Origin of the sequence: Halobacillus trueperi (assembly GCF_003386945.1) — a bacterium.
Taxonomy (GTDB): domain Bacteria; phylum Bacillota; class Bacilli; order Bacillales; family Halobacillaceae; genus Halobacillus; species Halobacillus aidingensis.
In genome coordinates this window covers 25,731-38,112 of record NZ_QUAE01000020.1, presented here as the reverse complement: position 1 = coordinate 38,112, position 12,382 = coordinate 25,731, and the positions used below count along the sequence as shown (strand labels likewise).

At 45.0% G+C, this 12,382-nt stretch carries 12 protein-coding genes; all 12 read right to left on the bottom strand.

From position 1 onward, the window contains the following. Window positions 1-12: 12 nt before the first annotated feature. The 12 genes from rpsS to rpoC all read right to left on the bottom strand — a co-directional run bounded on the left by rpsS (window position 13) and on the right by rpoC (window position 12,363). Window positions 13-291, bottom strand: coding sequence for a 30S ribosomal protein S19 (gene rpsS / locus DYE48_RS17215; RefSeq protein WP_035511685.1), 279 nt, complete (start codon window positions 289-291; stop codon window positions 13-15). A gap of 57 nt (window positions 292-348) precedes the next feature. Beyond that, entirely contained in the window at window positions 349-1,182 is an 834-nt protein-coding gene (gene rplB, locus DYE48_RS17210; protein WP_089654431.1) for a 50S ribosomal protein L2, read from the bottom strand. 36 nt (window positions 1,183-1,218) lie between these two features. Beyond that, window positions 1,219-1,506 carry a 50S ribosomal protein L23 gene (rplW, locus tag DYE48_RS17205; RefSeq protein ID WP_089654432.1) on the bottom strand — a complete coding sequence of 96 codons (288 nt, stop codon included), beginning with the start codon at window positions 1,504-1,506 and terminating at the stop codon, window positions 1,219-1,221. Beyond that, entirely contained in the window at window positions 1,506-2,129 is a 624-nt protein-coding gene (rplD, locus tag DYE48_RS17200) for a 50S ribosomal protein L4 (RefSeq protein WP_089654433.1), read from the bottom strand. The genes rplW and rplD overlap by 1 nt, the downstream gene beginning before the upstream one ends. A 21-nt stretch (window positions 2,130-2,150) precedes the next feature. Next, on the bottom strand, window positions 2,151-2,786 hold the full coding sequence (gene rplC / locus DYE48_RS17195; protein ID WP_089654434.1) for a 50S ribosomal protein L3: 636 nt from the start codon (window positions 2,784-2,786) through the stop codon (window positions 2,151-2,153). A gap of 32 nt (window positions 2,787-2,818) precedes the next feature. Next, window positions 2,819-3,127, bottom strand: a complete 309-nt coding sequence (rpsJ, locus tag DYE48_RS17190) for a 30S ribosomal protein S10 (RefSeq protein ID WP_089654435.1) — start codon at window positions 3,125-3,127, stop codon at window positions 2,819-2,821. Between the two features lie 752 nt (window positions 3,128-3,879). Beyond that, entirely contained in the window at window positions 3,880-5,070 is a 1,191-nt protein-coding gene (gene tuf / locus DYE48_RS17180; protein ID WP_089654436.1) for an elongation factor Tu, read from the bottom strand. 128 nt (window positions 5,071-5,198) lie between these two features. After that, window positions 5,199-7,277: an elongation factor G gene (gene fusA, locus DYE48_RS17175; protein WP_115824706.1), complete on the bottom strand. Its 2,079-nt coding sequence runs from the start codon at window positions 7,275-7,277 to the stop codon at window positions 5,199-5,201. Window positions 7,278-7,319: 42 nt separating this feature from the next. Further along, the gene (gene rpsG / locus DYE48_RS17170) at window positions 7,320-7,790 is read right to left on the bottom strand and encodes a 30S ribosomal protein S7 (protein ID WP_089654438.1); all 471 of its coding nucleotides are present in this window, start codon (window positions 7,788-7,790) and stop codon (window positions 7,320-7,322) included. A 52-nt stretch (window positions 7,791-7,842) separates the two neighbouring features. Next, on the bottom strand, window positions 7,843-8,262 hold the full coding sequence (rpsL, locus tag DYE48_RS17165; protein ID WP_089654439.1) for a 30S ribosomal protein S12: 420 nt from the start codon (window positions 8,260-8,262) through the stop codon (window positions 7,843-7,845). A gap of 94 nt (window positions 8,263-8,356) precedes the next feature. After that, on the bottom strand, window positions 8,357-8,608 hold the full coding sequence (locus DYE48_RS17160; protein WP_089654440.1) for a 50S ribosomal protein L7ae-like protein: 252 nt from the start codon (window positions 8,606-8,608) through the stop codon (window positions 8,357-8,359). 143 nt (window positions 8,609-8,751) lie between these two features. Continuing rightward, complete coding sequence (gene rpoC, locus DYE48_RS17155) at window positions 8,752-12,363, bottom strand: DNA-directed RNA polymerase subunit beta' (protein WP_115824705.1); 3,612 nt, start codon at window positions 12,361-12,363, stop codon at window positions 8,752-8,754. Window positions 12,364-12,382: the final 19 nt, after the last annotated feature.

The following is a 12,382-nucleotide window of genomic DNA, read 5'->3' as shown; positions in this document are numbered from 1 at the left end:
CTCCTCTCTATATTAACGTTTTGTTTTCTTATCGTCGCCAGAGTGTCCCTTGAACGTACGGGATGGCGCGAATTCACCTAGTTTGTGACCTACCATATCTTCAGTCACATAAACTGGTACGTGCTTACGACCGTCATAAACGGCGATTGTGTGTCCGACGAAGTTAGGGAAGATCGTAGAACGGCGAGACCAAGTCTTTACGACCTGCTGTTTATTATCTTCGTTCAACTTCTCGACTTTTTTCATTAAGTGATCATCTACAAAAGGTCCTTTTTTCAGGCTGCGGCCCATGAATAAACCTCCCTTCGCGATTGAGAGACGGGTGTTATTGCCCGCCCGACAATCCCGTTATTTTTTACCGCGTCTACGTACGATATATTTATCAGACGGCTTGTTGCGTTTTCTCGTTTTGTATCCAAGAGTTGGTTTACCCCATGGAGATACTGGAGATGGCATACCGATTGGCGCGCGTCCTTCACCACCACCGTGTGGGTGATCACTAGGGTTCATTACAGAACCACGTACTGTAGGGCGCTTACCTTTCCAACGAGAACGTCCGGCTTTACCTACGCTGATTAGTTCGTGCTCAAGGTTACCAACTTGACCGATTGTTGCACGGCAAGTGCTTAGTACCAAGCGAACTTCACCAGAAGTCAGGCGTACAAGCGTGTATTTTTCTTCACGACCAAGGATTTGTGCAGAAGCACCTGCAGAACGGACAAGCTGTCCTCCGCGTCCTGGCTTAAGTTCTACGTTGTGTACGATTGTACCAACTGGAATATCTTTCAACTGAAGAGCATTACCTGGTTTGATATCTGCACCTTCACCAGAAAGAATTTCCGTTCCAACCTTCACACCTTTTGGAGCTAGGATGTAACGTTTTTCACCATCAACATAATTGATTAGTGCAATGTTAGCGGAGCGGTTTGGATCATATTCGACTGTAGCAACGCGTCCAGGTATTCCATCTTTGTCACGCTTAAAGTCGATAATACGATACTGACGCTTGTGGCCTCCGCCCTGATGACGAACTGTCAGCTTACCCTGGTTGTTACGTCCACCTTTTTTATGAAGTGGAGTGACAAGGGAGCGTTCAGGTTTGTCAGTTGTGATTTCAGCGAAATCAGATACTGACATGTGTCGACGACCGTTAGTAATTGGTCTGAACTTTTTAATCGCCATCTTTATTTCCCTCCTTCATATTTCAATTCGTGTATTTTATGCTTCGAAGATTTCTAGTTCTTCGCTGTCCTGAGTCAAAGTGATGACTGCTTTCTTACGATCAGAGCGGTAGCCGCCGTAACGACCCATACGCTTGAATTTACCTTTTAGGTTCATTGTGTTGACAGATGCAACTTGAACACCAAAGACTTCTTCAACTGCTTTTTTAATTTCAGTTTTGTTAGCTTTCGGGCTAACTTCAAACGTATATTTCTTTTCTCCCATAAGATCAGCAGAATGTTCAGTAATGACAGGGCGCTTGATAATATCGCGTGGTTCTTTCATTATGAGAGCACCTCCCCTGCTTTTTCAGCTGCTTCCTTAGTAAGGATCAGCTTGTCATGCGTTAGCAAGTCTAACACACTTACTTGCTCTACAGGAAGACTCTTCACTGTAGGGATATTGTTAGATGATAGAGTTACGTTTTCGTCTGCTTCAGCAGTAACGATCAATGCTTTCTCGTTAACATCTAGTGCCTTTAGAATGTTTGCAACTTCTTTTGTTTTTGGAGCATCTAGAGATAGGCTCTCAAGAACAATGATGTTTTCTTCTTTCACTTTAGAAGAGAAAGCAGATTGAAGTGCCAAACGACGTACTTTTCTTGGCATCGTGTAGCTGTAGCTGCGTGGTGTAGGGCCGAATACAGTTCCGCCACCTACCCATTGTGGTGAACGGATAGATCCTTGACGCGCACGGCCTGTACCTTTTTGGCGCCATGGTTTGCGTCCGCCGCCACTAACTTCAGAACGTCCTTTTACTTTGTGTGTGCCTTGGCGAAGATTCGCGCGTTGCATCAACACAGTTTCGTGTAATACGTGAGTATTAGGTTCGATTCCAAAAACGGATTCATTCAGTTCGATTTCACCAACATTAGAACCGCTTTGGTTTAATAGTGCTACTTTAGGCATGACATATCCTCCCTTCGTTTATTATTTGCTAGCCTTAATTGCACTTGTAATCTTAACGTAAGATTTTTTCGCGCCTGGTACATTACCTTTGATAAGTAGTAGATTACGCTCAGCGTCCACTTTTACTACTTCAAGGTTTTGTAGAGTTACTGTTTCGCCACCCATTTGTCCTGCAAGACCTTTGCCTTTGAAGACTTTGGATGGGTCAGCACCTTGCCCCATAGAACCGGAACGACGGTGGAAACGGGAACCGTGAGTTTTAGGTCCAGTAGATTGGTTATGGCGCTTGATTGCACCCTGGAAACCTTTACCTTTAGATGTTCCTGTAACGTCAATAGCGTCACCAGCTTCGAAAATATCAACTTTAACCTCTTGACCTAGTTCAAAGTCATCAAGGTTTGTATTACGGAATTCACGAACGTAGCGCTTAGGTGTTGTGCTTGCTTTATCAGCGTGCCCTTGAGCAGCTTTCTTCAAGCGGTTTGACTTTTCATCAGCAAAACCTAGTTGGATCGCTTCATAACCGTCATTTTCTGTTGTTTTCTTTTGAAGAACAACGTTTGGCTCAGCCTGAACAACTGTTACTGGGATCAACTCGCCATTTTCGGAGAAAATTTGAGTCATGCCGACTTTTCGTCCTAAGATTCCTTTCGTCATCCGTTACACCTCCTATTATCTTTACGATTTATTTATAGTTTAATTTCGATATCCACACCAGATGGTAGATCCAAACGCATAAGTGAATCAACTGTCTGTGGTGTTGGATTAACAATGTCGATTAGACGTTTGTGTGTGCGCATTTCGAACTGCTCACGAGAGTCTTTATACTTGTGAGTCGCACGAAGTACAGTATAAACAGAACGCTCTGTTGGAAGCGGGATCGGACCAGATACATTAGCTCCGGAACGCTTCGCAGTGTCTACGATCTTTTCTGCGGACTGATCAAGTACTCTGTGATCATACGCCTTTAAACGAATACGAATTTTCTCTTTTGCCATTATTTTCCCTCCTTCTTCGCCCATTTTTGAAATAGACATTCTCCGCGAAAAAAACTTGACCACCAGCCATGGCAAAGGGGCCGGGTGTGTCAACAACCTTTCGCTTCATCGCCTTTTATGACCAACATTATTCATTATATAGAAGAAATGCGGTCAATGCAAGGATAAATCCATAATTCTTTTCATTACGGACACTTAAAATATTATACTAGCGTCCAGGGCGTTTTTCAAGGGGAAACCAATCATTCATGGGGTTTCCGCCGAATTTCTTTGACTGCCTCTTTGAAATCCATTGTCCATTAAAACAAATATACATTAGAATATCAACCACTTCTGTGTAAAGAATAGTTGTCTGAACATTCGAATGCCTTAGTAAAATATAGACACCACGTAATCCATAGTTGGTATTTTTAAAATACATCTTCCTTAACCTTCAAACTGGCGATCCCCTCTTCAATGCTCACATCTCCAGTGTAAGCAAGTAACACTTTCCCTTGGATAAAAAAACGTACGTGTGAATAATCATCATTCAATCAATAGATAAATTCAGCTTCTTTTTCCGTGTAATAGTAAGGGAATTAAAAATACAGCGTATCCCCATCACGAATAAGATTCCATATGTTCTAAAGCCAATATCGTATAGGAGCATACCTTTTAGTTTAGCTGAGGAAGTAGGCGTAGAGCCTTATTTTTTCAATAAAAAAGAGCAACAGCCCGAAGCTGTTGCTCTTATATATAGGATAGAACTGAAATTACTTAGTGATTTCAGAAACTACGCCAGAACCTACAGTACGTCCACCTTCACGGATGGAGAAACGAGTTCCGTCCTCGATCGCGATTGGGGAGATAAGTTCTACAGTCATTTCAACGTTGTCCCCAGGCATAACCATTTCTACGCCTTCAGGAAGTTGAATAACACCAGTTACGTCCGTAGTACGGAAGTAGAACTGTGGGCGGTAGTTAGAGAAGAATGGAGTGTGACGTCCACCTTCGTCTTTAGCTAGTACATAAACTTCAGCTTTGAAGTTTGTGTGTGGTGTGATAGAACCAGGCTTAGCTAGTACTTGACCACGGTTGATGTCTTCACGCTTAACACCACGAAGAAGTGCACCGATGTTGTCTCCAGCTTCAGCGTAATCTAGAAGCTTACGGAACATTTCAACACCAGTTACAGCAGTTTTGCTGGACTCTTCAGCCATACCGATGATTTCAACTTCGTCACCGACTTTAACTGTTCCACGCTCAACACGACCAGTTGCAACTGTACCACGACCAGTGATAGAGAATACGTCCTCAACCGGCATCATGAATGGCTTGTCAGTGTCGCGGTCTGGAGTTGGTACATACTCGTCAACTGCGTCCATAAGATCGTAGATTGCTTGCTCATACTTCTCTTCACCTTCAAGAGCTTTAAGAGCAGAACCGCTGATTACTGGTACGTCATCACCATCGAAGTCGTACTCAGAAAGTAGATCGCGAACTTCCATTTCTACTAGTTCAAGAAGCTCTTCGTCGTCTACCATGTCAACTTTGTTCAAGAATACAACGATAGCTGGTACACCTACGTTTTTAGAAAGTAGGATGTGCTCACGAGTTTGTGGCATTGGACCGTCAGCTGCAGATACAACTAGGATCGCGCCGTCCATTTGAGCAGCACCAGTGATCATGTTCTTAACGTAGTCCGCGTGACCTGGGCAGTCAACGTGTGCATAGTGACGAGTTTCTGTTTCGTACTCAACGTGTGCAGTGGAGATTGTGATTCCACGCTCACGCTCTTCAGGAGCACCGTCGATCATGTCATATGCCATTGCTTCACCAGAACCAGAACGCTTGTGAAGTACAGTCGTGATTGCTGCAGTTAGAGTTGTTTTACCGTGGTCAACGTGTCCAATAGTACCAATGTTAACGTGGGACTTGGACCGGTCAAATTTTTCTTTACCCATTGTATATTTCCTCCTTTAGATAAGTAACAAGTTTGGTTTCAAACATTTATGATGCAGCTTAGGAGTAATACTAGAGTCACTCCTAAGCTTACAATACAAGTTATACTTTAACTCGTCTAAAAAATCAATTATTCACCAGCATTTTTCTTGATGATTTCCTCAGAGATGCTCTTCGGAACTTCTTCATAGTGGTCGAAGTGCATTGTGTACGTACCACGACCTTGAGTGTTGGAACGCAACGCTGTTGCATAACCGAACATCTCAGAAAGTGGAACAAATGCTTTAACCACTTGTGCATTACCACGAGTTTCCATACCTTCTACACGTCCACGACGGGAAGTTACATCACCCATGATATCGCCCATGTATTCCTCAGGAATAACGACTTCTACTTTCATCATTGGTTCAAGTAGAACGGGCTTACACTTGTTTTTCGCCTCTTTAAGTGCCATGGAAGCGGCAACTTTAAAGGCCATTTCGTTGGAGTCGACATCGTGGTAAGAACCATCGTAAAGAGTCGCTTTGATGTCTACCATAGGGTAACCAGCCAATACACCGTTTTCCATAGATTCTTTGATTCCTTGTTCTACGGATGGAATGTATTCACGTGGTACAACACCACCGACGATCTTGTTGACGAATTCGAAACCAGCGCCTTCTTCGTTAGGCTCGAACTCAACCCATACGTGACCGAATTGTCCACGACCACCGGATTGACGTACGAACTTACCTTCCACTTGCGCACTTCCGCGGAATGTTTCGCGGTAGGCAACTTGTGGAGCACCAATGTTCGCTTCAACTTTGAACTCACGCTTCAGACGGTCAACGATGATGTCTAGGTGAAGCTCACCCATACCTGCGATGATCGTTTGACCCGTTTCAACGTTTGTTTCCGTTTGGAACGTTGGATCTTCTTCAGCTAGTTTACCAAGAGCGATGGACATCTTATCTTGGTCAGCTTTAGATTTAGGCTCGATGGCAACAGAGATTACCGGATCAGGGAATTCCATGGACTCAAGAATAACAAGACTCTTTTCGTCACATAGCGTATCACCCGTACCTGTATCTTTAAGGCCTACCGCACCAGCGATATCCCCTGCATACACAGTGGAGATCTCTTCACGAGAGTTTGCGTGCATTTGTAGGATACGACCTACACGTTCACGCTTATCTTTCGTGGAGTTTTTCACGTATGAACCAGCATTCAATGTACCGGAGTAAACGCGGAAGAAAGTAAGTTTACCTACATAAGGGTCTGTAGCGACTTTAAATGCCAAAGCAGAGAATGGCTCGTTGTCGTCAGGCTTACGTACAACTTCTTCTTCTGTTTGTGGTACGTGACCTTCAATTGGAGGTACATCTAGTGGAGATGGTAGATAATCGATAACACCATCAATTAGAAGTTGAACTCCTTTGTTCTTGAAGGCAGAACCACAGAATACTGGGTAGAATTCAACACTTAGAGTCGCTTTACGGATCGCATCCTTAAGCTGGTCGTTTGTGATTTCTTCTCCCTCTAGATACTGCATCATCAAGTCTTCATCAAGTTCTGCAACAGCTTCTACTAGCTTGCCACGGTACTCTTCAGCTTGATCTTTGTAGTCGTCAGGAATTGGGCGTGCTTCAGCACGTGTTCCCAAGTCGTCCATGTAGTAGTATGCTTCCATCGTTACTAGGTCGATGATTCCTTCGAACTCATCTTCCGCACCGACAGGAAGTTGAACAGCTGCTGCATTCGCTCCTAGGCGGTCTTGCAAAGTGCCTAGGGAGTAGATGAAGTCAGCTCCGATTTTGTCCATTTTGTTAATGAAGACAATACGTGGAACACCGTATGTCGTAGCTTGGCGCCAAACAGTTTCTGTTTGAGGCTCAACACCAGATTGTGCGTCAAGGACAGCTACGGAACCATCAAGTACACGCAGGGAACGCTCAACTTCTACAGTGAAGTCTACGTGTCCTGGAGTATCAATGATGTTGATACGGTGACCTTTCCACTGAGCAGTTGTAGCGGCAGAAGTGATTGTGATTCCGCGCTCTTGTTCCTGCTCCATCCAGTCCATTTGGGAAGCTCCTTCGTGAGTTTCACCAATTTTGTGGATACGTCCTGTGTAGAAAAGAATACGCTCTGTCGCCGTTGTTTTACCAGCGTCGATGTGAGCCATTACCCCGATATTCCGAGTCTTTTCCAAGGAGAACTCTCTAGCCATGCATCTTTCTCCTTCCTGTTTGAACCTTTATTTTTTTGGTGATTACCAGCGATAGTGAGCGAATGCTTTGTTCGCTTCCGCCATCTTGTGCATTTCTTCGCGACGTTTCACGGATGCACCTGTGTTGTTTGAAGCATCAAGAATTTCGTTAGCTAGGCGCTCTTCCATCGTTTTCTCTCCGCGAAGACGCGCATAGTTTACGATGAAACGCAAGCCTAGTGCCTGGCGACGTTCTGGACGAACCTCAACAGGTACCTGATAGTTGGAACCACCTACACGACGAGCGCGCACCTCCAATACAGGCATTACGTTCTTCATTGCTTGATCAAATGCTTCCATAGCGTCATTGCCGCTACGTTCTTGAACAAGTTCAAATGCTTTATAAAGGATTTTCTGTGCTTTACCTCGCTGACCGTTAACCATGATTTGGTTGATCAAGCGAGTAACAAGCTTAGAGTTATACATTGGATCTGGTAACACATCACGTTTAGCTACTGGACCTTTACGTGGCATATGTTCCCCTCCCTTCTTCAGTGTTTTTATTTAAACGATATTTGCATATCGATTATTTTTTAGCTTTTGGCTTTTTCGTACCGTATTTGGAACGACCTTGCATACGACCATCAACACTTGCTGTGTCAAGAGCGCCACGTACAACGGTGTAACGTACACCTGGCAAGTCTTTAACTTTACCGCCACGGATAAGAACAACACTGTGCTCTTGAAGGTTGTGGCCTTCACCAGGGATATAAGCGTTAACCTCAAGCTGGTTAGTTAGACGAACACGTGCATACTTACGTAGGGCAGAGTTCGGCTTTTTAGGTGTCATTGTACCAACACGTGTGCAAACCCCACGTTTTTGTGGAGAAGAAAGATCAGTCATACGCTTTTTATAGCTGTTGTAACCTTTGTTCAAAGCTGGAGAGTTAGACTGCTTTGTTTTGCTTACGCGTCCTTTGCGTACCAATTGGTTAATTGTTGGCATGTTTGTATCCTCCCTTCGTACTTTTTTAATACCACACATCCAGGTGGTTCATAAAAAGGCAAAAAACAAAGCTTTCGCGTAGAACGCCAAAACTTTATTGCTTTATCGCCACTGTAGCCGCACCAACATCAATACCACATGCATTCCCGAGCTCCTCCATCGAAGGCACCCGTGTGTGAGGAATGTTCAGTTGTTGGGCTAATTTAGCTACTTTAAGTGTCATCGACTGATCAGCATCGTCAGCCGTTATGACTTCAACCACTTCGCCATTTTTCATGGCTTTCAGTGTTTGTTTGGTTCCAATAATTATATCGGATTTAGCCTGTGCTACTTTTTCATAAGACATCTTCATATCCTCCAAAGTAACAAGGATAAATGGAAGCACCTTGATTATATTATCACTCACCCAAATGCATGTCAACTGCATCTGGGTGAGTTTTTTTAGTGCTTCCTTTAATTTTACACCTTGTTAACATCTACTTCTTTATTTTAAGAATGTGTGACTTCTTCCGTCACTTCTGGAACCTCTTGTCGTTGTTGCTCGGATTGCGCTTGGATCTTGCGGTAACGAGTCATACCCGTACCTGCAGGAACAAGCTTACCGATAATAACATTCTCTTTCAATCCTAGCAACTCATCGCGCTTACCTTTAATAGCTGCGTCTGTAAGGACACGTGTTGTTTCCTGGAAGGATGCAGCAGACAGGAAGCTGTCTGTTTCAAGAGACGCTTTGGTAATACCAAGGATGACTGGTCGGCCGACTGCCGGCTGGCCACCTTCCATAAGCGCTTTTTGGTTCGCTTCTTTGAATTGGTGAATTTCAAGTAGAGAACCTGGGAGTACATCGGTGTCACCAGAATCAAGGACACGTACTTTACGAAGCATCTGGCGTACCATAACTTCGACGTGCTTATCAGAGATTTCCACCCCTTGCATTCGGTAAACTTTCTGAACTTCTTTGAGAAGGTATTCTTGAACGCCATCAAGGCCTTGAACGGTCAGTAATTCTTTAGGATCGATGGAACCTTCAGTTAGAGGTTCACCTGCTTTGACCTCATCTCCAACCGACACTTTCATACGTGCACCATATGGAGCCGTGTAAGAACGTGATTCTACAGCACCTTGGACGACGATTTCCTGTTTCTCTTTGACTTCGTTGATTTCATGGACCGTACCATCAATTTCTGTGATGACGGCTTGACCTTTCGGATTACGTGCTTCCACGATCTCCTGGATACGCGGAAGACCCTGCGTGATATCGTCTCCGGCTACACCACCTGTGTGGAAGGTACGCATTGTAAGCTGGGTACCCGGCTCACCGATGGATTGAGCAGCGATGATTCCAACTGCTTCACCGACTTCAACTTCATCACCTGTAGCAAGGTTACGGCCATAACACTTCTTACAAACTCCGTGTTTCGTATTACAAGTAAATGCCGTACGGATCACGATCTCTTCAATGCCAGCCTCAACGATTTGACGTGCGACATCTTCAGAAATGACTTCATTTCTATCTACAAAAATAACGCCGGTTTCAGGATGTTTCACTGTCTGGAATGCTGTACGTCCGATAAGACGGTCGATCAATGGTTCGACCACTTCTGTTCCCTCTGTCAATGCAGCTACAGGGAGACCACGGTCCGTTCCACAGTCATCCTCACGAACAATAACATCTTGCGCTACGTCTACAAGACGACGAGTCAAGTAACCGGAGTCGGCTGTCTTAAGGGCCGTATCGGCAAGTCCTTTACGGGCACCGTGTGTAGAGATGAAGTACTCGAGTACTGTCAGACCTTCACGGAAGCTTGACTTGATCGGAAGTTCGATGATTCGTCCAGCCGGGTTGGCCATCAGACCACGCATACCAGCAAGCTGCGTAAAGTTAGAGGCGTTACCACGGGCTCCGGAATCACTCATCATGAAGATTGGGTTACGCGGGTTCAAGGACTTCATCAGACGGTTCTGAATATCATCCTTAGCCGCAGACCATATTTCGATGACGCGGTCGTAACGCTCTTCTTCTGTGATCAGACCACGACGGAACTGTTTCAAGACTTTATCCACTTTCTCCTGTGCTTCATCAAGAATTTCCTGCTTCTCTGGAAGTACGACAACGTCGGATACACCGACAGTAATACCGGCCTTCGTGGAGTAAGCAAATCCAAGGTCCTTCATGCGGTCAAGCATCTTAGACGTTTCACTGATGGAGAAACGCTTAAACACTTCTGCGATGATATCACCGAGGATTCCTTTCTTGAATGGAGACACTTCTTCGCGTTTAGAGATCTCTTCACGGATATCTGTACCCTTCTCAATGAAGTAATGATCAGGAGTCTTGATTTCCAAGTTCTCTTTCGTCGGTTCATTGATATATGGGAATGAATTCGGCAGCATTTCGTTGAAAATCAACTTCCCTACTGAAGTCAGTAGAAGCTGCTGATTCTGTTTTTCAGTAAATGTTTCGTTATTTAAGGAGCTAGCCTGAACAGCTACACGTGTGTGCAGGTGGGCATAGCCGTTTTGGTAAGCCATTAAAGCTTCGTTCAAGTCTTTGAAGAACATGCCTTCTCCGATAGCACCTTTTCTCTCAAGAGTCAGGTAGTAGTTACCTAATACCATGTCCTGGGAAGGTGTAACGACCGGCTTACCATCCTTAGGGTTAAGGATGTTTTGAGCAGCAAGCATCAAGATACGCGCTTCCGCCTGAGCTTCTGAGGATAGTGGCACGTGTACGGCCATTTGGTCTCCGTCGAAGTCGGCGTTGTATGCGGTACATACAAGCGGGTGCAGACGAATGGCACGACCTTCAACAAGGGTCGGTTCAAAGGCCTGGATACCCAGACGGTGCAATGTTGGTGCACGGTTGAGTAGAACCGGGTGTTCTTTGATGACATCTTCAAGGACATCCCATACTTCGTGGTGCACTCGCTCAATCTTACGCTTCGCTGATTTAATGTTATGAGCAAGACCTCGGGATACGAGTTCTTTCATAACGAATGGTTTGAACAACTCAAGGGCCATTTCTTTAGGAAGACCACACTGGTACATCTTCAAGGATGGTCCGACGACAATAACGGAACGGCCGGAATAATCGACACGCTTACCTAGCAAGTTCTGACGGAAACGTCCTTGCTTACCTTTCAACATGTGAGAAAGGGATTTAAGCGGTCGGTTCCCTGGTCCTGTTACAGGACGGCCGCGACGACCATTGTCAATCAAGGCATCGACAGCTTCTTGCAGCATACGCTTCTCGTTTTGAACGATGATTGTCGGTGCGCCAAGATCCAACAAACGCTTCAAACGGTTGTTACGGTTGATCACACGACGATACAAGTCATTCAAGTCAGAAGTTGCAAAACGTCCGCCGTCAAGCTGGACCATTGGACGAAGCTCCGGCGGGATAACCGGAAGAACGTCAAGAATCATCCATGATGGATCGTTTCCTGAGTTACGGAAGGATTCTAATACTTCAAGACGCTTGATTGCACGTGTACGACGTTGTCCTTGAGCTGTCTTCAGCTCTTCTTTCAACGTATCTACTTCACCATCAAGGTCGATATCGAATAGAAGCTTGCGGATCGCTTCCGCACCCATAGCTGCCTGGAATCCTTGTCCGAACTTCTCGCGGTAAGAGCGGTACTCTTTTTCAGAAAGCAATTGCTTTTTCTCAAGAGCCGTCTCTCCTGGGTCCGTTACAATATAAGCTGCGAAATAGATGACTTCCTCCAACGCTCTTGGAGACATATCCAACACAAGACCCATACGGCTTGGGATTCCCTTGAAGTACCAAATGTGAGAGACAGGGGCAGCTAGCTCAAGGTGCCCCATACGCTCACGGCGAACTTTCGCCTTTGTTACTTCAACGCCACAACGGTCACAAACGACACCTTTATAACGGACGCGCTTATATTTTCCGCAGTGACATTCCCAGTCTTTCTGCGGGCCGAAAATTCGCTCGCAGAAAAGACCGTCTTTTTCTGGTTTCAACGTACGATAGTTGATGGTTTCTGGCTTCTTAACCTCACCGTAGGACCAAGAACGAATCTTATCCGGTGAAGCCAGCCCTATTTTCATATACTCAAAGTTATTTACATCTAGCAAGGGGCCTACCTCCCTTTCA